Origin of the sequence: Pseudomonas sp. XK-1, from assembly GCF_038069885.1 — a bacterium.
In the GTDB taxonomy this organism is placed as follows: Bacteria; Pseudomonadota; Gammaproteobacteria; order Pseudomonadales; family Pseudomonadaceae; genus Aquipseudomonas.
Map to the genome: position 1 here is coordinate 123,408 of NZ_JBBPES010000006.1, position 21,352 is coordinate 144,759.

Below are 21,352 nucleotides of genomic sequence, written 5' to 3' on the forward strand. Positions count from 1 at the left end.
CCGGTGCGCGCGGCGCACCCTACGAAAACGCAAAAGCCCGGCACTAGGCCGGGCTTTTGTTTACATGCAATGCCTTACGGCACCAGTTTTTCCAGCAGTGCCTTGTCACGCACAGCGCCCTTGTCGGCGCTGGTGGCGAGCAGGGCGTAGGCCTTGAGCGCAGTTGTGACCTTGCGTGGACGGTTTTCCACCGGCTTCCAGCCCTTCTTGTCCTGCTCGTGGCGGCGATGGGAGATTTCCTCATCGCTGACCAGCAGGTTGATGGTGCGCTCGTGGATATTGATCAGGATCTTGTCGCCTTCGCGCACCAGGCCGATGGCACCGCCTGCCGCAGCTTCTGGCGACGCGTGGCCAATGGACAGGCCCGAGGTGCCGCCGGAGAAGCGGCCGTCGGTGAGCAAGGCGCAGGCTTTGCCCAGACCCTTGGACTTCAGGTACGAGGTCGGATAGAGCATTTCCTGCATGCCCGGGCCGCCCTTCGGGCCTTCGTAGCGAATGATGACGATATCGCCTTCCTTCACTTCGTCGGCGAGGATGCCGCGCACGGCGCTGTCCTGGCTTTCGAAGATCTTTGCGTTGCCTTCGAAGACGTGGATCGACTCATCCACGCCGGCGGTCTTCACCACGCAGCCGTCGAGGGCGATATTGCCGTACAGCACGGCCAGGCCGCCTTCTTGCGAATACGCATGCTCGACGCTGCGGATACAGCCGTTTTCGCGGTCGTCATCCACTGTGTCCCAGCGGGTGCTCTGGCTGAACGCGGTCTGGGTCGGGATGCCGGCCGGGCCTGCGCGGAAGAAGGTGTGCACAGCCTCATCGGCGGTCTGGGTGATATCCCACTTGGCGATGGCCTCAGCCATGGACTTGCTGTGCACGGTCGGCAGGTCGGTGTGCAGCAGGCCGCCTCTAGCCAGAGAGCCGAGGATGGAGAAGATGCCGCCGGCGCGGTGGACGTCTTCCATGTGGTACTTCTGGATGTTCGGCGCGACCTTGCACAGCTGCGGTACCTTGCGCGAAAGACGGTCGATATCGCGCAGGTCGAAGTTGATCTCGGCTTCTTGCGCTGCGGCCAGCAGGTGCAGGATGGTGTTGGTCGAGCCGCCCATGGCGATGTCCAGGCTCATGGCGTTTTCGAACGCCTTGAAGTTGGCGATATTGCGCGGCAGTACCGAGTCGTCGTTCTCGCCGTAGTAGCGTTTGCACAGCTCGACGACGGTGCGCCCGGCCTGCAGGAACAATTGCTCGCGGTCGCTGTGGGTGGCCAGGGTCGAACCGTTGCCCGGCAGGGCCAGGCCTAAGGCTTCCATCAGGCAGTTCATCGAGTTGGCGGTGAACATGCCGGAGCAGCTGCCGCAGGTCGGGCAGGCGCTGCGCTCGTATTCGGCGACCTTCTCGTCGGATGCCGAGTCGTCGGCGGCGATCACCATGGCGTCGACCAGGTCCAGGCCGTGGCTGGCCAGCTTGGTTTTGCCGGCTTCCATCGGTCCGCCGGAAACGAAGATCACCGGGATGTTCAGGCGCAATGCGGCCATCAGCATGCCGGGGGTGATCTTGTCGCAGTTGCTGATGCAGACGATGGCGTCGGCGCAGTGGGCGTTGACCATGTATTCGACGGAGTCGGCGATGATCTCGCGGCTCGGCAGCGAATAGAGCATGCCGTCGTGGCCCATGGCGATGCCGTCGTCGACCGCGATGGTGTTGAATTCCTTGGCCACGCCGCCGGCCTTCTCGATTTCGCGGGCGACCAGCTGGCCCATGTCCTTCAGGTGCACGTGGCCGGGCACGAACTGGGTGAAGGAGTTGGCGATGGCGATGATCGGCTTCTTGAAGTCTTCATCCTTCATCCCTGTGGCGCGCCACAGGGCGCGAGCGCCGGCCATATTGCGGCCGTGGGTGGAGGTCTTCGAGCGGTAATCAGGCATGGCGATTAATCCTGCAAAGGCTATTCAGGTCACACGGGCACAGGAGAGTTGCTGTACCGGCAACGGGCTGTATACGGCGATGTGAAGCGTATGTTGAGCCGGGTTCAGGCCCAAGGCAAACGGAAGTGACCATTTGCAGGGCGGGGGCGGTGCCTGGCGCGGGGTGGGCGCTGGCCCGTCCGGGCTCGAAATCCGCCTGGAGTGTGGCAGGAGACCCGGGATTCTAATCCCAGGCGGTAGGGCGGTGAAAGCGCGAAGCGCTTAGTCAAAGCGTTTCAGGCTCAGGCAGAGCGTTCCGCGCTTAGGCAAAGCGCTGCGCTTATTCGATCCGCTCGGCCCCGCGCAGGCGTTCGGAGCGGCGGCGCAGCAGTTCGAGGGTCACCAGCAGGGCGATGGACACCAGGATCAGCAGGGTGGCGATGGCCAGGATGCTCGGGTTGATCTGCTCACGCAGGCCCGAGAACATCTGCCGGGGGATGGTGCGTTGCTGGGGGCCGGCCATAAACAGGATCACCACCACCTCGTCGAACGAGGTGATAAAGGCGAACAGCGCGCCGGAAATCACCCCGGGACGGATCAGCGGCATGATGATGTCGAAGAACACCCGCAGCGGCGTGGCACCGAGGTTCAGCGCGGCGCGGGCCAGGCTGTAGTCGAAACCGGTCAGGGTCGCGGTCACGGTAATGATCACGAACGGCGTGCCGAGGGCGGCGTGGGCGATGATCACACCGAGGTAGTTGCCGGCCAGGCCCAGGTCCGAATAGAAGAAGAACATGCCGGCAGCGGTGATGATCAGCGGCACGATCATCGGCGACAGCAGCAGGGCGGTGATCAGCCGGCGGTAGGGCATGTCGTCGCGAGCCAGGCCGACCGCGGCGCAGGTGCCTAGCACGGTGGCGATCAGGGTGGCGAAGATGCCGATCAGAAAGCTGTTCTTGATTGCCAGCAGCCATTTGTCGTCACTGAAGATGGCGCTGTACCAGCGCAGCGAGTAGGCCTCGGGCTGGAAGGTGAGCATGCCTTCGGTAAAGCTGAAGAACGGCTCGACGTTGAACGACAGCGGGATGATCACCAGAATCGGCAGGATCAGGAACAGCAGCACCAGCCAGGAGCTGGTCTTCAGTAGCCAGGCCCCCAGGTGGTGCCAGAAGCCGTAGTAGGCGGGAATCTTCATGGTCGGATCTGTTCCTTAGCCCAGTTTGATATTGCTGGCACCGACAAAGCGGTCATAGACCCAGTACAGCACGAGGATCAGGCCCAGCAGCAGGGAGCCCAGGGCGGCGGCCAGTTCCCAGTTGTTCGAGCGCTGCATATGGAAGGCGATGATATTGCTGATCATCTGCCCATCGGTGCCGCCCACCAGCGCCGGGGTGATGTAGTAGCCGACCGAGATGATAAACACCAAGAGCGCACCGGCACTCAGGCCCGGCAGGGTCATGGGGAAGTAGATCCGGGCAAATGCCGGAATCGGCCGAGCGCCCAGTGATAGCGCCGCGCGCAAGTAACTGGGGTCGATGCCGCGCATCACGCTATACAGCGGCAGGATCATAAAGGGCAGCAGGATATGGGTCATGGCCACCACGGTGGCGAACGAGGTGTAGAGCATCTCGATGGGCTGACCGATGACGCCAATGCCGAGCAGGAAGGAGTTGATCACGCCGTTGGTCTGCAGCAGGGCGATCCAGGCGGTGGTGCGCACCAGCAGCGAGGTCCAGAACGGCAGCAGCACCAGCACCAGCAGCAGGTTGGCGCGGTTTTCCGGCAGGCCGGCCAGGTAGTAGGCCAGCGGGTAGCCGAGTAGGGCGCAGAAAATGGTGATCACCAGCGCCATATTCAGGGTCTTGCTATAGAGCTGCAGGTAGATCTGCGTGTCTTCGCGCACCTGGATGCCGTTCTCGGGATCCAGCTCCAGGTCCAGGGCGGTCAGGTAATAGTCATAGGTGTAGACCTGGCCCGCGCGTCGGATGGCGTTCCAGACCTCGGGCTTGCTCCAGTTGCCATGGGCTTTGAGCAGGGTCTGCGCGCCTTGCGCTTGCAGTTCTTCGGGTTTCAGTCGGCCCACTTTGCGCGCGGTGGATTTGACCACGCTGGACATGCCGGCAAGGGCGCGGTTGAACTCTTCGGCCAGCTTGCCCGACAGGCGGACTTTATTCAGCCCGTGCAATTCCTGGGCGAAGGCGTCGAGTGTGGGGGCATCCGGGATGGTCTTGCCGTCCCAACGTTGCAGCTCGGTCAGGGTCAGCGGAATCAGTTCAGCTACTGCGGGGTGATGCACGCTGCGCCAGAGCATGCTGGCGATGGGCGCGACGAAGGTCAGCAGGATAAACACCAGCAGCGGCACGACAAACAGAAACGCGGTCAGGCGTTTCTTGCTGCGGGCGCTGGCGGCTTGGCCGGCTTCTAGGGTTGTGAGTGAAGACAAGGCGTTACTCCAAATCCAGGTGAGGCCGATACCCTCACCCCAACCCCTCTCCCGGAGGGAGAGGGGCTTTTGCGGGTGTTACTTCAACAGCCACTCGTTGAATTTCTCGCCGAGGGACTCGCCATAGTCGGCCCAGAACTCAGAGCCTGCCTGGATGCCCTTGTCCAGATGGGCAGTCGGCAGGTGCGGCGCAGCGCTCTGGTCAGCCAGCGGCATGGACGACTTGCGGGTCGGGCCGTAGGCCACATCCGGCATACCGGCCAGCGGCTTGGAGCCGGTGGCGTAGTTGATGAACTTCATGGCCAGGTCTTTCTTCGGTGAGCCCTTGACGATGGCCCAGGCGTCGAGGTCGTAGACGTGGCCGTCCCAGACGATGACGAAGGGTTTATTTTCCTGGCGGATGGCGTCATAGAAGCGCCCGTTGGCCGATTGCACCAGCACCGCGCCGCCGTCGTTGAGCAGTTGCGGGGCCTGGGACCAGGAGTCGAACCAGACGATGTCCTTCTTCAGGCTGTCCAGTTTGGCGAAGGCACGGGCCTGGCCTTCCGGCGTGGCCAGCACTTCATAGACGTCCTTGGGCTCTACACCGTCGGCCAGCAGGGCCCATTCCATGTTCACCTGCGGGCGTTTGCGCAGGGCGCGCTTGCCGGGGATTTTCGCGGTGTCGAAGAAGTCCTCGATGCTCGCCGCCTTGGTGCCGCCGATGGTCTGCTCGTTATAGGCAAACACCACGGACCAGACGATATTGCCGACCGCGCATTCGCTGGCCAGGGCTTCGGGGATGAAGTCCTGGGCGGCTGGGGTGCCGTCGATGCCCGCTGGCAGGACGCTGTGGTCGAGCGGTTCGAGCAGGCCTTCGGAGCAGGCGCGCTCAAGGTCGATTACCTCGAAGTCGACCACGTCCCACTGGATATTGCCGGACTCGACCTGTGCCTTGATCTCGGCCACGCCACCTGTGTAATCCTCGAACAGCACTTTCACGCCGCTCTCTTTCATATAGGGGTCGATCACATGTTTCTGTTGCGCCGCGCCATAGGCACCGCCCCAGGACACTACGGTCAGGCTGTCCTCGGCGCTGGCGGCGAAACTCGCCGTGCCCAGGGCTGCTGCGAGGGCGAAGGTGGAAAAGCGGGTGGTCAGTGTTCTAGCCATTGCTGTGCTCCATTGCTTCTTATAGGTCAGGGGGTTGTGGCGGGGCGATCCAGGGCCTGGCTGTCTTGTGGCAGCCAGGCCAGGGCGACTTCTTCCTTGGCACTGAGTTGCGGGGCGCTGCTGTCATTCATGTTTTTCACCACCAGCTCGGTGCCGTCGCGGGTTTCGAAGTGGTAGCGGATGTATTCGCCGACGTAATGCCGGGTGACGAAGCGCGCCATCACCTGATTGCCGGTGCTGCCGAGTCGCTCGGTAAAGCTGAGCTTTTCCGGGCGAATGGACACGGTGGTGGGTTGGCCGATTTCGGTGCAGTTGGCTTTCAGCGAGCTGACCAGGCCGCCATCCTCCAGGCGCACCTGCACGTTGTCCTCGCCGACGCTCTCGATCACGCCCTTGAGCTTGTTGCTCTCACCGATAAAGTCGGCGACGAACAGATTGGCCGGGCGCTCGTAGAGCACGTGGGGTGCGGCGCACTGCTGGACGATGCCGTTGTTGAACACGGCGATGCGGTCGCTCATGGTCAGGGCTTCAGTCTGGTCGTGGGTGACGTAGATCACGGTGAAGCCGAGCTGCTCATGCAGGCGCTTGATCTCGAACTGCATCTGCTCGCGCAGCTTCTTGTCCAGGGCCCCCAGGGGCTCGTCCATCAGGATGATGTCCGGGGCGAAGATCAGGGCGCGGGCCAGGGCCACACGCTGGCGCTGGCCGCCGGACAATTGCCCGGGAAAGCGGTTGCCGAACTCGAGCAACTCGACCAGGGACAGGTACTCGTCGACCTTGGCCTTGATCTCGTCTTTGGGTCTTTTGCGGATCTTCAGCGGGTAGGCGAGGTTTTCGCGCAGGGTCATATGGGGGAACAGGGCGTACTGCTGGAACACCATGCCGATGTTGCGGGCGTAGGGGGCGATGCTGGTGACCGAGCGGCCGTTGATCAGGATTTCGCCGCTGGTCACGTCCTCGAAGCCGGCGAGCATCATCAGGCAGGTGGTCTTGCCCGAGCCAGAGGGGCCGAGCAGGGTGATAAATTCGCCCTTGGCCACATCCAGGTTGAAGTCCTTGACCACCAGGTTCTTGTGGTCGTAGGTCTTTTTTACATTGGTGAATTGCAGGAACGGTTTGTCCCCAGCTTGCTCAGCCATATTCCTCCCCAGCATTCCATCAAAACAGGTCTTGCGCGCGTGGCGTTCACCTGACTGCTTCAGTCAACCGTCTCGCTCACTTGTGGTGACGAGCAGCTGTTATGGAAATAACCAAAAGCAATAACCACGCCAGTCAGCCATAACCGTGCACTGCTGCGCAGCGCGTGTTTCTAAGCCTAGTCCAGCTTGGGTTTTGCGCTAGCAGGGTGGGAGAAGTGGTAACAGAGCAGGGGGAAGGGGATACCCGCCGAAACGCACTCGGCGGGTGCAGCGCTGCACCGCCGCGGGCGTTTCTGTGCGGCAGCGCGACCTTAGCTGTTGGGCAGCAGGCGAACGGTCAGGCTCTTGATATAGCGGGTCTCATTGATGGCCGGGTGCACCGGGTGATCCGGGCCCTGGGCTCCACGCTCGAGCAGCTGGATATTGCGGTCCAGATGACGCGCGCTGGTCAGCAGGATGTTCTGCAGGTCGTCTTCCGGCAGGTGCATGGAGCAGCTGGCGCTGATCAGAATGCCGTCCTTGTTGAGCAGGCGCATGGCTTGCTCGTTGAGGCGGCGGTAGGCACCTTCGCCGTTCTTCAGGTCTTTCTTGCGTTTGATAAAGGCCGGTGGGTCGGCAACGATCACGTCGAAGCGCTCTTCCGAGGCCTTGAGCTGCTTGAGCGCCTCGAACACATCACCCTCGACGCAGGCGACCTGGTCGGTCAGGCCGTTCAGCGCGGCGTTGCGCTCGACGCCGTCGAGGGCGAAACCGGAAGCGTCGACGCACATCACATCGCTGGCCCCAAAGGCCGCCGCCTGTACGCCCCAGCCGCCGATATAGCTGAACAGGTCGAGCACGCGCTTGCCTTTGACATAGGGGGCCAGACGCGCGCGGTTCATGCGGTGGTCGTAGAACCAGCCGGTCTTCTGCCCTTCGATCACCGGCGCTTCGAACTTCACGCCGTTCTCTTCCAGGGCGACCCACTCCGGCACCACGCCAAACGGGGTTTCGACATAGCGCTCCAGGCCTTCGGCATCGCGGGCCGCAGAGTCGTTCTTGAGCAGGATGCCGCTGGGTTTGCACACCTGGATCAGGGCGGCAAGCACCTCGTCCTTGTGGCGCTCCATGGCCGCGGATGCCAGCTGCACCACCAAGATGTCGAAGAAACGGTCGACCACCAGGCCCGGCAGCAGGTCGGAGTCGCCGTACACCAGGCGGTAGCAGGGCTTGTCAAACAGGCGCTCGCGCAGGCTCAGGGCGACGTTGATGCGGTGCACCAGCAGGGACTTGTCCAGCACATGCTTGACGTCCCGCGACAGCAGGCGGGCGCAGATCAGGTTGTTCGGGCTCAGTGCGACAACCCCCAGGGGTTTGCCACCGGCGGCCTCGAGAATGGCCTGGTCGCCCGCAGCAAAGCCGCTGAGGGGGGTGGCGGCAACGTCGATCTCATTGCTGTAGACCCACAGATGGCCGGCGCGCAGGCGTCGGTCGGCGTTGGCTTTCAGGCGCAGGCTGGGCAGGGACATGGGGGAGGGCTCCGAAAAAAGAGCGAAATTATAGCGGGTTCGCAGGGGCTGTTGCCGTTTCATCGCGCGAATGAAGCGGCAGCAGACCCTCGCCTTCGCAGCTTTTTCCACCAGCAGGCAAAAGTTGGCTGCGGAACTTCGCTGTCTTTGGCTAGACTGCGACGCACCTCTCATTCCGGTTGTCGCCCGCATGGCTCACGAGTTCTCCCCCGAACAGCTTAAAAAATTTCTCCAGGGCATCAGCGTGCCGCCGCAGCCGCAGATCATGGTCGACCTGCAGATGGAGCAGTTTATGCCGTCGCCGGACCTGCGCAGCATCGCCCGGCTGATCAGCCAGGACCCAGGGCTGTCCGGGGCCCTGCTGAAAATCGTCAATTCGCCGCACTTCGGTCTGGCCAATCGCATTGCCTCGATCCAGCAGGCAGTCAACCTGCTCGGCTGCGACACGGTGATCAATCTGATCAATGCCCAGTCGATCAAGGGGGAGCTGACCGACGAAGCCATCGTCACCCTCAACCGCTTCTGGGACACCGCCCAGGATGTGGCCATGACCTGCCTGACCCTGGCCAAGCGCATCGGCTACCACTCGCCGGATGAGGCCTACACCCTGGGGCTGTTCCATAACTGCGGTATCCCGCTGATGATCAAGCGCTTTCCCAGTTATATGACGGTGCTGGAGGAGGCCTATGCCAGCGCCACGAGCGAGCGCCGGGTGGTGGACACCGAGAACCGCCTGCTCAACACCAACCATGCGGTGGTCGGTTACTTCACCGCCAAGTCGTGGAACCTGCCGCTGCACCTGTGCGAGGCGATTGCCAGTCATCACAACGCCCTGGCGATCTTCACGGAGGACGCCGCCCGCGATGCCCCGTTGAAGACCCTGCTGGCGATCCTGAAGATGGCCGAGCACATCTGCGAAAGCCATCGGGTGCTGGGCAATCAGGTCGAAGACCATGAATGGGACAGCATCGAGCAGCTGGTGCTGGAGTATGTCGGCCTGTCCGGGTACGACTTCGAGAACCTGCGTGAAAGTATTCGCGAGCTGGGGGCGGCCTGAGGGTTGGCTTAGGTCCTGCTCGGCTCGTCGCTCCAGGGCATTCCTGCTAAGGTAGGTCCGCCTCCCGTTCGTCTCGATTGAACCCCTATGCCCGAACTCCCCGAAGTCGAAACCACCCGCCGCGGTATCGCCCCCTACCTCGAGGGCCAGCGCGTCAGCCGGGTGATTGTGCGTGAACGGCGCTTGCGCTGGCCGATCCCGGAAGACCTCGATATCCAGTTGTCCGGGCAGCGTATCGAGTGCGTCGAGCGGCGCGCCAAGTACCTGCTGATCAAGGCCGAGACCGGCAGCCTGATCAGTCACCTGGGCATGTCCGGAAGCCTGCGTCTGGTCGAGTGCGGGTTGCCGGCGGCCAAGCACGAACACGTGGATATCGAGCTGGAATCCGGGCTGGCGCTGCGCTACACCGATCCGCGGCGCTTTGGGGCCCTGCTCTGGAGCGCCGATCCCCTGGGGCACGTGCTGCTCAGCAAGCTTGGCCCGGAACCCCTGACCGAGCTGTTCGATGGCGAGCGTCTGTTCCAGCAGTCGCGCGGCCGCAGCATGGCGGTCAAGCCCTTTATCATGGACAACGCGGTGGTGGTCGGGGTCGGCAATATCTATGCGACCGAGGCCCTGTTCGCCGCTGGCATCGATCCGCGGCGCGAGGCGGGTTCGATCTCGCGGGCGCGCTATGTGAGGCTGGCGGATGAGATCAAGCGCATCCTCGCCCACGCCATCGAGCGCGGCGGTACCACCCTGCGCGATTTCGTCGGTGGCGACGGCCAGCCCGGCTACTTTCAGCAGGAGCTGTTCGTCTACGGTCGTGGCGGCGAGTTCTGCAAGCTCTGCGGCAGCACCCTGCGCGAGATCAAGCTGGGTCAGCGGGCCAGTGTCTATTGCCCGCGCTGTCAGCGCTGAGAGCCGTTACGATCTGCGACGACAATAAGAAGTGCCGAGGTCGAGATGTCCGGTAACTACCTGCCCCGCAATCCCCTGGCCGAGTGGCTGGGGCGCAGCGTACTGAAACTGATGGGCTGGCGTATCGAAGGTGAGCTGCCGAAGCTTGACCGGTTCGTGGCCATCGGTGCGCATCACACCTCCAACTGGGACTTCGTGATCTTTATTGCCCTGAAGTTCGTCCTGCGCCTGAACGCCCGCTGGTTCGGCAAGCACACGATCTTTCGCTGGCCATTCGGTGGTCTGCTGCGCCGCTGGGGCGGTATTGCCATCCATCGCGGCCAGCAGGGCAATACCGTGGAGCAGGCCGTGCAGGCGTTCCGCGATCACCCGCAGTTTATTCTGGTGCTGTCGCCGGAAGGCACGCGCAAAAAGGTCGAGCGCTGGAAGATGGGCTTCTACCACATCGCCCTGGGAGCCGGAGTACCGATCGTGCTGGGTGCGCTGGATTATCAGAATCGGCGGGTGGTGATCGGCCCGACCTTCTGGCCCAGCGGCGATGAAGTCGCCGATCTCAGGGAAATACTCGGGTTTTATCGGCCCTTTATCCCGAAAAAACCCGAGTACGGCTTTTATGGCGATTGATGTCGGTCACGCTGACAATTGGCAGAGCGCTGTTATAGTTAATCGCACCGCCTCCTAATAGCTGAAGGATCGCCCCATGAAACTGTTTCGTTCAACCGCTGCTGCCCTGGCGCTGACCACTGGCTTGCTGGCTCTGCCGGCGCATGCTCAGCAGAATTCCAGCGGCGACCCGATGTATACCGTCGAGGCTCCGGGAGCCTTCTCGATGGTGGGTGACCTGCTGATCGCCCGGCCCCTGCTGATCGCGGCAACGGTGATCGGTGCCGGGGTATTCGTGGTGGCCCTGCCGTTCGCCGCCACTGGTGGTGGTATCGGTGAGGCCGGCAGGGCGCTGGTGGTCGAGCCCGGCAAAGCCGCCTTCGTGCGCTGCCTGGGCTGCACCGGCGACGGTTACAACAAGCGTCAGTGATCTGTCCGATGGGGCGTTAGATGCCCGATAGCGGTCGCGAGCTTCTGCAGCGCTGGCGGCCCCTGGCCTGGGGCCTAGTGTTTGCCATGCTGGCCCTGAGCTTCTGGTTCAGCGATGGCTGGCTGACGCTCTGTGCCGGCCTGGCGCTCTTTCTATTTGGCATGCAGTGCCTGGAAGACGGCCTGCGCCAGCTGGCCGGCGGCCAGCTCGAACGTCTGCTGGCGCTGAGCACTGCCACCCCCTTCAAAAGCCTGATGTTTGGCGTGACGGCGACCATGCTGGTGCAGTCCAGCTCGCTGGTGTCGCTGCTGACCATTGCCTTTCTCAGTACCGGGCTGATTCAGCTGGCCGCCGGCATCTCCATCCTATTTGGTGCCAACCTGGGCACCACCAGCGGAATCTGGCTGCTGGCTCTGGCCGGGCAGAATATCAGTCTCGGCCCCCTGGCCTTGCCCTTGCTGGTGTTCGGGGTGCTGGGCAGTTTTACCGGGCCTCGCGGTCAGGCCATCGGTCGCGTGGTGATGGGGGTGGCCTTTCTGTTCCTCGGTATCGATCAGATGAAGGCCGGTTTTTCCGTCGTGGCCGGCGCTTTCGATCCTCTGCAGTACCAGTTGCCAGGCATCGCCGGAGCCCTGTTGTTTACCGGGGTCGGTTTGCTGGTGACCGTGGTGCTGCAGTCCAGCCATGCCACTTTGATGCTGACCCTGGCCGCCCTGGCGGGTGGTCAGCTGGCTCTGGAGCAGAGCCTGGCGATTGCCATAGGTTCCAATCTGGGCAGCACGGTCACGGCGGTGATCGGCGCACTGGGCGGTGCGCGGGCTGGACAGCGTCTGGCCCTGGCTCATGTGCTGTTCAACCTGACCACCGGCGTTCTGGCGCTGGTGCTGCTGGTTCCGCTGGCGGCATTGGTGCAGGTACTGACCGCGCCCCTGGGCCTGGGCGACAACGTCCTGATCCAGCTGGCGCTGTTTCACAGCCTGTTCAATGCCATGGGGGTGGCGCTGTTCTGGCCCTGGCAGGGCTGGTTGGCTGGCCTGCTGATGCGTTGGCTGCCCGAGCCAGTCGAGCCTCCCGTGCTGATCACCGAGATCGTCCAGCCCGAGGAGCAGATCAGTCACGCTCGCTATCTGGATGAAAGTGCCCTGGCCAGCGCCGATAGCGCCGCCAGTGCGGTGGTGCAGGAGCTGCAGCACCTGGGCCGTTTGAGCCTGGAGGTGATCTGCCATGCGCTCTATCTGCCGGTGGATCAGCTCGCACGCGAGCGCCCGGACGACGACCTGCTGAATGCCCGGCCGGAACCCTATGCCCTAGATGCCGAGCAGCTGTACCAGCGGCATATCAAGGGCGTGTACGGCGACCTGCTGGGTTTTATGGGGCGTCTGGAGGTCACGCTGGATGAGGCTCACCAGCACTTCTGGGTCAGTTGCCAGTTGGCCGCCCTGCAACTGGTGGATGCGGTCAAGGATGCCAAGCACCTGCAGAAGAACCTCGGGCGCTATCTGCGCGAGGACGAAGGGGCCGCGCGGCAGGCCTATGTCGACTTGCGCCGGCATCTGCTCGGCGTGCTTCATGAAGTGCGCGAGCTGGGGCATATGGAGCTGCCCGAGCAGGCCTGGAGCGAACGTCTTGACCTGCTCGATCAGCAGTCTGCGGCGTTCGATAGCCGCTTTCGCCAGCGCCTGTTCGCCGAGGTGCGCGAGCGTCAGTTGAATGGTCAGCAGGCCAGTTCGCTGATGAATGACCTGGGCTATGTCAGCCGCATCACCCAGAGCCTGCGCAATGTGCTGATGCTCGGCCAGGGCGATGGCAACGAACTGTTCCGCCCACTGCGGCAGATGCTGGCCGAGGATGGGCCGCTGATTCAGTTAAGTTGATCAAGCCGAAGGTTACGGTTTTATCGGCGTCATCACGGCGCTGTTGCCGATCCCCCGCGGGTCGCTGGCGGCCTGCACCTGTCCAGTCGCCTTTTCCCAGAGCAGCACCTGCTGGTTGCCGTATGTCCTCTCGGTCGATTTCAGCCGATGGCCGAGGGCCTGCAGGGCGGCGATTTCGGCCGCGCTGAAGGTGTCCGGCTCATGCTCGATCAGGTCGGGGCGGAACTGGTGGTGGTAGCGGCCGACGCTGGGCCAGCGTTCGATGGGTTGGTTATCTAGGTACTGCAGAACCGCCAGCAGCACCATGCTGGGAATCCGGCTGCCGCCGGGGGTGCCGAAGCTGGCGAACTCGCCGGGGCTTTCGATAAAGGTCGGGCTCATGCTCGACAGTGGCCGCTTGCCGGCGGCGATGGTGTTGGCGCGGCTGCCGGCCAGGCCGTAGGCGTTGGCTCCCTGTACATCGGCGGCGAAGTCGTCCATCTCGTCGTTGAGCAATACCCCGGTGCCGGGCACGGTGAAGGCTGCCCCGAAGGGCAGGTTGATCGACAGGGTGGCGGCCACCGCGTTGCCCTCGGCGTCCAGTACCGAGAAGTGGGTGGTGTGGTCGCCTTCCTGAAAACCGCCGGCCGCCGGCAGGCTGTCGCTGGAGGTGGCCTGGTCGCTGCGGATGCTCGCGCCCAGCTGCTTCAGGTAGGCCGGTGCCAGCAGGCGCTCCAGGGGATTGGCGACAAAATCCGGGTCGCCCAGCAGGCCGCGGTCGCGGTAGGCGCGGCGCAGGGTTTCCACCACCAGGTGGGTGCGTTGTACCGAGTCGGCCTGTTGCCAGGGCAACTGCTGGAGGATCAGCAGGCTCTGCCCCAGGGCGAGGCCGCCGGCCGATGGCGGCGGTGCGCTGATCAGCTCACGGCCACCCTGCAGACTGACGCGCAGCGGCGTGCGTTCGACGGTACGGTATTGCGCCAGGTCTTCCAGGGTCCAGATTCCGCCGGCTGCCTGTATGCCTTTGACCAGGCGCGCGGCCAGTTCGCCCTGATAGAACCCGGCATGCCCCTCGCTGCCCAGGCGTTCCAGGGTAAGCGCCAGATCGTGCTGGCGCAGCAGGGCCAGCTCTGCGGGGATCTCGCCCTGGTCGAGAAAGATTCGCGCGCTTTCCGCATCGTCGCGCAGGGCCGCCAGTCGCCAACCGGCTCGCTCGCGGTAGACCCGGTCGACACTGACGCCGCTGCGGGCCAGGCGAATGGCCGGGGCCAGCGAATCGCGCAGCGGCAGGCGGCCAAAGCGCTCAGCCAGCTCGACCAATGCAGCAGGCAGGCCGGGAATCGCGGCGGCCAGCGGGCCATTGAGCGACAGCTGTTTCTGCACTTCGCCGTCGACCTTGTAGAGATCGGCATGGGCCGCCAGCGGCGCGCGTTCACGGGCATCGATAAAACGATAGGTGGGTGTTGCGGCTGCTTCGCGCAGCAGAAAGAAACCACCGCCACCCAGCCCCGAACCGTAGGGTTCGACCACCGCCAGGGCGGCGCTGATGGCCACCGCCGCATCGAAGGCATTGCCGCCCAGGGCCAGGGTTTCCTGGCCGGCTACGGTAGCGGCCGGGTGGGCGGTGGCAATGGCGGCACGGCCGGGTTGTTCGGCCGCGTGCAGCTCAAGGGCGCAGAGCAGGGCAAGCGCACCGAACAGGGTGCGCCAGGGAAGATGGCCGCGGATCAGGCGGCCGGTCTTCATGCTTTGCCGGTAATGATCAGGTACTTCTGCATCAACTCATCCTTGCTCTCGACATTGTTCTCGTCGAGCGGGATGCAGTCGACCGGGCAGACCTGCTGGCACTGAGGTTCGTCGTAGTGACCGACGCACTCGGTGCACAGGTTGGGGTCGATCTCGTAGATTTCCTCGCCCTGGGAAATCGCCGCGTTGGGGCACTCGGGTTCGCAGACGTCGCAGTTGATGCAGTCGTCGGTGATGATCAGGGACATCAAACACTCCTGCTGCGCCCATCAGGCGCAGCCTTAACACTTGGGGGACATGCTGCAAATTGTGCCCCATCGAGGCCGCGCATGCACGCGGCTTGCCCAGTGCGATCAGCGCTTAAAGCGTTCGGTCAGCGCGGCAGCCACGGCCGGGTGCACGAAGTTGGAGATATCGCCGCCCAGGGCCGCGATCTCGCGCACCAGGGTCGAGGAGATAAAGGAGTACTTTTCCGACGGAGTGAGGAACAGGCTTTCCACGTCGGGGGCCAGTTGGCGGTTCATGTTGGCCAGCTGGAACTCGTATTCGAAGTCGGATACCGCGCGCAGGCCGCGCAGGAACACATTCGCCCCCTGTTCCTTGGCGAAGTGCGCGAGCAGGGTGGAGAAGCCCACCACTTCGACGTTGGGCAGATGCTGAGTGACTTCCCGAGCCAACTCGACGCGCTGCTCCAGGCTGAACAGCGGGTTCTTCTTCGGGCTGGCCGCTACCGCAATGATCACGCTGTCGAACAGCCGTGCGGCGCGCTCGACCAGGTCGCCGTGCCCCTTGGTGATGGGGTCGAAGGTGCCTGGGTATAACACTCGATTCATCGTGACGTCCTGGCGGGTCCGTTGGGGAGTCGGATGGTAGCGCAGCGCTTCCCCGCGGCCAAGTCGGCCACGACTTATCCAGCCGATTCACGGGCGCGGAACGGCCCGTGAATACCCTGGCATCAGGCGTGCTTGAGGCGCTCGGCGAGTTTTGTCGCGAGTTTGGCGGTCAGGCCGTAGATCGACAGCTGCGGGTTGGCCCCGATGCTGGTGGGGAACAGCGAGCCGTCGTGGATCGACAGGTTGCTCAGCTGGTGATGGCGGCCGAGGCTGTCGGTCACTGCCTGCTGCGGGTCTTCGCCCATGGCGCAACCGCCCATCACATGGGCGCTGCCCAGGCGGGTGCGGTAGATCTCCAGGGGCAGTGTGTCGATCAGCTGCTTGGCCTCGCCCAGGGTCTTCACATAGCCGGCGTCGGCGTGCAGCGGCAGCACCGCCTTGGCCCCGGCGGCGAACTGGATTTCCGCCATGCTGTGGAAGGCGCGGCGCACGCCGTCCCAGGTGTAGTCGGTCATCTGATAGTCGAGTACCGGGCTGCCATCGCCACGGAGTTCCACCCGGCCTTCGGCGCTGTCCGGGTGAAAGCCGTCGCGCAGCAGGGCCAGCATCACGTTGGTATTGGGCAGTTGCTCCATGCGCATGGCGTTGTCGATGCCGAAGCGGCCGAGCAGGGTGGCAGTCAGGGCCGGTTGCAGCGGCGGTACTTCCAGCTTGTAGGAGAGCCTGCCGGTGGTGCCGTCATCCCACTGGAAGTGGTCGGAATAGATGGATTGCGGCGCGCCGTAGAAGGGGTTGATCACCTGCTCGAACAGTGCGGCGGAGAAATTCACCAAATGCAGGTAGGTGCGCTTGCCGGTGCGCCGATGCGGGTCCGGTGCGTCCGAGCGCAGGAGAATCCCAGGGGTATTGATGCCGCCGCCGGCCAGTACATAGTGCTTGGCCTTGACCCGGATCTTGCGGCCAGTGGGCGCGACGCAGCGTTCGTCCATGCCCAGGCACTCGATCCCCGTGACCCGATCGCCCTCAATCAGCAGCTTGTCGGCGCGGGCCAGATAGAGCAGTTCGCCGCCTTTATCCAGGGTTGCCGGGATGGTGGTGACCAGCATCGATTGCTTGGCGTTGGTCGGGCAGCCCATGCCGCAATAGCCAAGGTTCCAGCAGCCGCGCACATTGCGCGGAATGACTTTCCACTTATAGCCGAGCTTGCCGCAGCCGCTGCTGATCACCGCGTTGTTGGCATTTGGTGGCACGGCCCAGGGAGCGACGCCCAGGCGCTGTTCCATCTGTTCGAACCAGGGAGCCATCTCTTCCGGGCTATGGCCCTGTACGCCGTGTTCCTTGGCCCAGTGTTCCAGCGTTGGCGCGGGGGTGCGAAAGCTCGAGGTCCAGTTGATCAGGGTGGTGCCGCCCACGGCGCGGCCCTGCATGATGGTGATCGCGCCGTCCTTGCTCATGCGGCCGATGCCTTCCTGGTAGAGGCTGGCGTAGGCCTTGTCCTCGAGCATCTTGAAGTCGTCGCTGGTCTTCAGCGGGCCTTCCTCGATCAGCAACACCTTGAAACCGTCGGCGCTAAGGATCTCCGCAGTGGTGCCACCCCCCGCGCCGCTGCCGACGATGGCCACGTCGGCTTCCAGGGTCAGGTCGCTGTCCAGGCGCGAACCGTTGTAGGTCTTCCAGCCGTTGGCCAGGCCTTGCTTGAACATGTCGGGTACGGGCATCTCAGGCGCTTCTCTTATGGTTCTGGTGTTGGAGGCTTGCTGTAGGAGCGGGCTTGCCCGCGAAAGCCGGCAGTGCAGAAGCATCGCGGGCAAGCCCGCTCCTACAGGTTCCGTGCATGTCTCTTATACCGTTGGCGGCCCGGGGTAGCCGCAGTGGGCCCAGGATTCGGCGCGGCTATACCAGCTCATCATCACCAGCTGCAGCAACGAGGCATGGCCCATCTTCAGCAGACCGATGGGGCTGTTCTGCCAGCGTTCGAGGAAGTTGCGTACGTCGGCGGCCGATGCGTTCTGCCAGCTGCCCCAGACTCCGGTCAGGGGGCCGCGGGTGATGGGCAGGGCCAGCACGTCGAACAGCTGCACGGTCAGCTTGAGCATTTCCGGTGACAGATGATTCAGGCTGTAGTCCAGGTTTGCGAGTGTGGCGCTGACGGCGGCCGGCATCTGCGCCGGCTGTACCGCGCCGGTGAGCATCACCGGGATCAACGCCTGCAGGAAGGGCAGGTCGGACTCGCGCAGCACGGCAAAGCCGGCCTTGGGGCTGCTGGCCGAACAGCCGCTGAGGCTGGCGGTGAGCCCGGCGGTGGCGAGAAAGGCAGAGCCCATCAGGCCGACCTTGAGCAGGCTGCGTCGGCTCAGGTTTGGCGCTTCAAGCGTGGTGTTGTGCATTTATTCTTGTCACCAATTCAGGCCATTGCCCCGGCATGCCAGGGCGGGATGGGGTTAGCGAACGAACAGCTTGTAGATCAGCTTCTGGATCGACTTGCCGTAAGGCGGGTAGATCAGTTTGGCGGCGTTGAAGCGCTGCTTGATAAACACGCCCTTGGCCTTGCTGAAAGTCAGAAAGCCCTCGTGGCCGTGGTAATGACCCATGCCGGACGGGCCGACGCCGCCGAAGGGCATATCGTCCTGGGCCACATGCAGCAGGGTATCGTTGAGGCACACGCCGCCGGAGTGGGTCTCATGCAGCACGCGCTGTTGCTCGCCCTTGTCGTAGCCGAAGTAGTACAGCGCCAGCGGCCGGTCGCGCTCATTGATAAAGGCGAAGGCGTCGTCCAGCTTGTCGTAGGGAATGATCGGCAGCAGCGGGCCGAAGATCTCGTCCTGCATGACCTTCATCTCGTCCGTCACGTTCAGCAGTACGGCCTGGGGCATGCGTCGGCCCTGGGCTTCGGGGTACAGAGAGATGATGGTCGCGCCTTTGCTCTCGGCATCCTGCAGGTAGCCATTGAGGCGCTGCTGCTGACGCTCGTTGATGATCGCGGTGTAATCCGGGTTGTTGGCCAGCGTTGGGTAGAAGCTCTGCACCGCTTTGCGGTAGGCCTCGACAAAGCCCGCCACGCGGTCCTTGGGTACCAGCACATAATCCGGGGCCACGCAGGTCTGGCCAGCGTTCATGGTCTTGCCGAAGGCGATGCGCTCGGCGGCATCACTCAGCGGTACGGAGGCTGAAACGATGGCCGGCGACTTGCCGCCCAGCTCCAGGGTGACCGGGGTCAGGTTCTCGGCGGCGGCGCGCATCACGTGTTTGCCGATGCTGGTGGCACCGGTGAACAGCAGGTGGTCGAAGGGCAGTTTGGAGAAGGCCATGCCCACTTCCGCCTCGCCCAGCACGACGGTTACCAGGTCCTCGGGGAAGACCTTGGCCAGCAGGTCCTTGACCAGCTGGGAGGTGGCCGGGGTCGACTCGCTCATCTTGATCATCACCCGGTTGCCGGCCGCCAGCGCGCCGACCAGCGGGCCAATGGCGAGAAACAGCGGGTAGTTCCACGGCACTATCACCCCGACTACGCCCAGGGGCTGGTAGATGACCTTGGCCGAGGCCGGCATAAACTGCATACCGACGCTGCGCCGCGAGGGTTTCATCCACTTCTTGATGCGCTTGCTGGCGTAGTGGATGCCATGCAGGCTGGGCATCAGCTCGGCGAGCAGGGTTTCGTCGGCACTGCGGTTGCTGAAGTCCTGGGAGATCGCTTGGATAAGCGCCTCTTGGGAGTCGGTAAGCAGCTGGGTCAGTACTTTCAGCCACTGAATGCGCTGCTCGGCCGAGGGCATGGGGTTTGCCTTGAACGCCTCGCGCTGACGGGCAAAGCTGCTCTCCAGCTGGCTGAGCTGCTGTTGGCTGTGTTGCAGGCTTTGTTCTAGGTAGGCGACGTCGGCGACCATGGTATTGCTCCTTGGCATTCCAGCAGTGCAGTGCGTCAGGTGAGCTGAGGCCGCTGCGGAAAGGTGTGCTGGATTTTTAGAGCAATTGCTCTAATATGTCAAATAGCATGGCGCGGTCAGCCGACGGGCGCAGCCCAACGAAAAGTTAGCGCATGTTGCCAAGGGTTATTCCGGTAACACTTCTGCTGTTTCTGCCTGTACCTTTGCCGGGCTTTTTTCAGTCGAGATCTCTGTCATGGCCGCCCCGAAAACCCGCGAACGCATCATTCAGGCCAGCCTGGAGCTGTTCAATGCCCAGGGCGAGCGCAATGTCACCACCAACCATATCGCCGCACATCTGGGTATTTCGCCGGGTAACCTGTACTACTACTTCCGTAACAAGCAGGCGATCATTGCCGAGCTGTTTGCCCTCTACGAAAGCCAGGTGGATACCTTTCTGCGGCGTCCCGAGGCACGGGCGCTGACCGTGGCGGACAAGACCTTCTATCTGGAAGCGCTGCTCGCGGCGATGTGGCACTACCGTTTTCTCCACCGCGACCTGGAGCATCTGCTCGACAGCGACGCGGTACTGGCCGAGCGTTACCGGTTGTTCGCCCAGCGCTGCCTGGCCCAGGCCCAGGATGTCTATCAGGGCTTTGTCGAGGCCGGCATTCTGCTGATGAGTACGGCGCAGATCGAGGCGCTGACCCTCAATAGCTGGATCATCATGACGTCCTGGGTGCGTTTTCTCTGCACCACCCGCGGCAAGCCCGGCGACCTCAGCGAGGAAATGCTGCGCCGTGGCATCTACCAGGTGCTGGCCCTGGAAGGCGGTTACATCGCTCCGCAGGCGCGCGAGGCGGTGGAGGCGTTGTACGCCAAGCTGCATGTGCCACTGGAACAGGTGATCTGAACCTACAGTGGCTTCGCCGCCTGCGCGGCCAGCCACTGCGGAATGCGCCGCTCCAGGTAATAACCCGGTTTACCCAGGCTACCGTCGACAAAGCCGACATGGCCGCCGTGGGCGTGCAGTTCGAATTCGGTGCTGGGCGACAGCTCGCAGGCTTCCGGCAGGCTGTGGGCGAACACGAAGGGGTCGTCGGCGGCCTGGATCAGCAGGGTAGGTGTGGTGATCCGGCCGAGGAAATAGCGGCTGGAGGCGCGCCGGTAATAGTCCTGGGCATCGGCGTAGCCATGCAGCGGCGCGGTGATGCGGCCGTCGAAATCCCAGAAGGTGCGCATATTGTCCAGGGGCCCGAGTTTCTCCAGGGTGGAGAGGCGATCGCTCATGCCTTGGTGGGCGAACAGGCGCTGCTTGTCCTTCACGTAGGCCACCATCTCGCGCATGAAGTGGCTCTGGTAGACCCTGGAAAAGCCCAGGCCTATACGGTCTGCGCACTGGTCCAGGCGAAAGGGTACCGACACCGCCGCCGCGCCCTGCAGCTGGCTATCGGCACCCGTTTCGCCGAGGTACTTGAGCAGCACATTGCCGCCCAGGGAATAGCCCACCGCATAAAGTGGCACCATCGGCCGCTGGGCGCGCAGATGGCGCACGGTTTCCGCCAGGTCCTCGCTGGCACCGGAGTGGTAACCCCGGGCCAGCAGGTTGGGTTCGCCCGAGCAGCCGCGCCAGTTCAGCGCCACGCTGGCCCAGCCCTGAGCCGCCAGGGCCTGCTGCAGACCCAGCACATAGAGCGAGCTGGACGAGCCGGTCAGGCCATGCAGCACCAGTACCAGCGGTGCCTCGGCCCGATGCGGGCCGTGCCAGTCAAGGTCGAGAAAGTCACCATCTTCCAGCCACAGCCGTTCGCGCGTGCGTTCAAGCTGCGCCGGCTGGCGGCACATCGGGTTCCACAGCGTCTGCAGATGGGGGCCGGGTAGCCACCAGGCGGGTTTGAAGGCGGTGCTCATGATTGCAACCTTG

The 21,352-nt window shown here is 63.6% G+C and carries 19 protein-coding genes; 6 read left to right on the forward strand and 13 right to left on the reverse strand.

Going from position 1 to position 21,352, the window contains the following annotated elements:
- Positions 1-74 precede the first annotated feature (74 nt).
- From ilvD to WMW70_RS16720, 6 genes are all read right to left on the reverse strand, one after another.
- Positions 75-1,922 (reverse strand): dihydroxy-acid dehydratase, encoded by a 1,848-nt coding sequence (ilvD, locus tag WMW70_RS16695; protein ID WP_341438590.1) that lies wholly within the window; start codon positions 1,920-1,922, stop codon positions 75-77.
- Positions 1,923-2,241: 319 nt separating this feature from the next.
- Positions 2,242-3,096, reverse strand: coding sequence for an ABC transporter permease (locus tag WMW70_RS16700; RefSeq protein WP_341438591.1), 855 nt, complete (start codon positions 3,094-3,096; stop codon positions 2,242-2,244).
- 15 nt (positions 3,097-3,111) lie between these two features.
- A complete protein-coding gene (locus WMW70_RS16705) occupies positions 3,112-4,344 on the reverse strand; it encodes an ABC transporter permease (protein ID WP_341438592.1) in 1,233 nt (410 codons plus the stop codon).
- A 78-nt stretch (positions 4,345-4,422) separates the two neighbouring features.
- Positions 4,423-5,496 carry an ABC transporter substrate-binding protein gene (locus WMW70_RS16710; protein WP_341438593.1) on the reverse strand — a complete coding sequence of 358 codons (1,074 nt, stop codon included), beginning with the start codon at positions 5,494-5,496 and terminating at the stop codon, positions 4,423-4,425.
- Between the two features lie 26 nt (positions 5,497-5,522).
- Positions 5,523-6,635, reverse strand: coding sequence for an ABC transporter ATP-binding protein (locus WMW70_RS16715; protein WP_341438594.1), 1,113 nt, complete (start codon positions 6,633-6,635; stop codon positions 5,523-5,525).
- 311 nt (positions 6,636-6,946) lie between these two features.
- Positions 6,947-8,143, reverse strand: a complete 1,197-nt coding sequence (locus tag WMW70_RS16720) for a class I SAM-dependent rRNA methyltransferase (RefSeq protein WP_341438595.1) — start codon at positions 8,141-8,143, stop codon at positions 6,947-6,949.
- A 244-nt stretch (positions 8,144-8,387) separates the two neighbouring features.
- Between WMW70_RS16720 and WMW70_RS16725 the strand changes: the two genes are divergently transcribed.
- From WMW70_RS16725 to WMW70_RS16745, 5 genes are all read left to right on the forward strand, one after another.
- Entirely contained in the window at positions 8,388-9,200 is an 813-nt protein-coding gene (locus WMW70_RS16725; RefSeq protein WP_341438799.1) for an HDOD domain-containing protein, read from the forward strand.
- An 87-nt stretch (positions 9,201-9,287) separates the two neighbouring features.
- On the forward strand, positions 9,288-10,100 hold the full coding sequence (gene mutM, locus WMW70_RS16730) for a bifunctional DNA-formamidopyrimidine glycosylase/DNA-(apurinic or apyrimidinic site) lyase (protein WP_341438596.1): 813 nt from the start codon (positions 9,288-9,290) through the stop codon (positions 10,098-10,100).
- Between the two features lie 45 nt (positions 10,101-10,145).
- Positions 10,146-10,724, forward strand: a complete 579-nt coding sequence (locus WMW70_RS16735) for a lysophospholipid acyltransferase family protein (RefSeq protein ID WP_341438597.1) — start codon at positions 10,146-10,148, stop codon at positions 10,722-10,724.
- 76 nt (positions 10,725-10,800) lie between these two features.
- Entirely contained in the window at positions 10,801-11,133 is a 333-nt protein-coding gene (locus tag WMW70_RS16740; protein ID WP_341438598.1) for a multidrug transporter, read from the forward strand.
- A gap of 86 nt (positions 11,134-11,219) precedes the next feature.
- Positions 11,220-13,007 carry a Na/Pi cotransporter family protein gene (locus tag WMW70_RS16745; RefSeq protein ID WP_341438800.1) on the forward strand — a complete coding sequence of 596 codons (1,788 nt, stop codon included), beginning with the start codon at positions 11,220-11,222 and terminating at the stop codon, positions 13,005-13,007.
- Positions 13,008-13,019: 12 nt separating this feature from the next.
- Here the strand turns inward: WMW70_RS16745 and ggt are convergent, their stop codons facing one another.
- From ggt to WMW70_RS16775, 6 genes are all read right to left on the reverse strand, one after another.
- Positions 13,020-14,732, reverse strand: coding sequence for a gamma-glutamyltransferase (gene ggt, locus WMW70_RS16750; RefSeq protein WP_341438599.1), 1,713 nt, complete (start codon positions 14,730-14,732; stop codon positions 13,020-13,022).
- Positions 14,729-14,980: a YfhL family 4Fe-4S dicluster ferredoxin gene (locus WMW70_RS16755; protein WP_090250215.1), complete on the reverse strand. Its 252-nt coding sequence runs from the start codon at positions 14,978-14,980 to the stop codon at positions 14,729-14,731. Before WMW70_RS16755 ends, ggt begins: the two co-directional genes overlap by 4 nt.
- 105 nt (positions 14,981-15,085) lie before the next feature.
- Positions 15,086-15,565 (reverse strand): pantetheine-phosphate adenylyltransferase, encoded by a 480-nt coding sequence (coaD, locus tag WMW70_RS16760; RefSeq protein ID WP_160013623.1) that lies wholly within the window; start codon positions 15,563-15,565, stop codon positions 15,086-15,088.
- A gap of 122 nt (positions 15,566-15,687) precedes the next feature.
- Entirely contained in the window at positions 15,688-17,283 is a 1,596-nt protein-coding gene (locus WMW70_RS16765) for a GMC family oxidoreductase (protein WP_341438600.1), read from the reverse strand.
- A 123-nt stretch (positions 17,284-17,406) separates the two neighbouring features.
- Positions 17,407-17,952: a twin-arginine translocation pathway signal protein gene (locus WMW70_RS16770; RefSeq protein WP_341438601.1), complete on the reverse strand. Its 546-nt coding sequence runs from the start codon at positions 17,950-17,952 to the stop codon at positions 17,407-17,409.
- Positions 17,953-18,006: 54 nt separating this feature from the next.
- Positions 18,007-19,449: a coniferyl aldehyde dehydrogenase gene (locus WMW70_RS16775; RefSeq protein WP_341438602.1), complete on the reverse strand. Its 1,443-nt coding sequence runs from the start codon at positions 19,447-19,449 to the stop codon at positions 18,007-18,009.
- 235 nt (positions 19,450-19,684) lie between these two features.
- Between WMW70_RS16775 and WMW70_RS16780 the strand changes: the two genes are divergently transcribed.
- Positions 19,685-20,341, forward strand: coding sequence for a TetR/AcrR family transcriptional regulator (locus WMW70_RS16780; RefSeq protein ID WP_341438603.1), 657 nt, complete (start codon positions 19,685-19,687; stop codon positions 20,339-20,341).
- Between the two features lie 2 nt (positions 20,342-20,343).
- Here the strand turns inward: WMW70_RS16780 and WMW70_RS16785 are convergent, their stop codons facing one another.
- Positions 20,344-21,339, reverse strand: coding sequence for a hydrolase (locus WMW70_RS16785; protein WP_341438604.1), 996 nt, complete (start codon positions 21,337-21,339; stop codon positions 20,344-20,346).
- Positions 21,340-21,352: the final 13 nt, after the last annotated feature.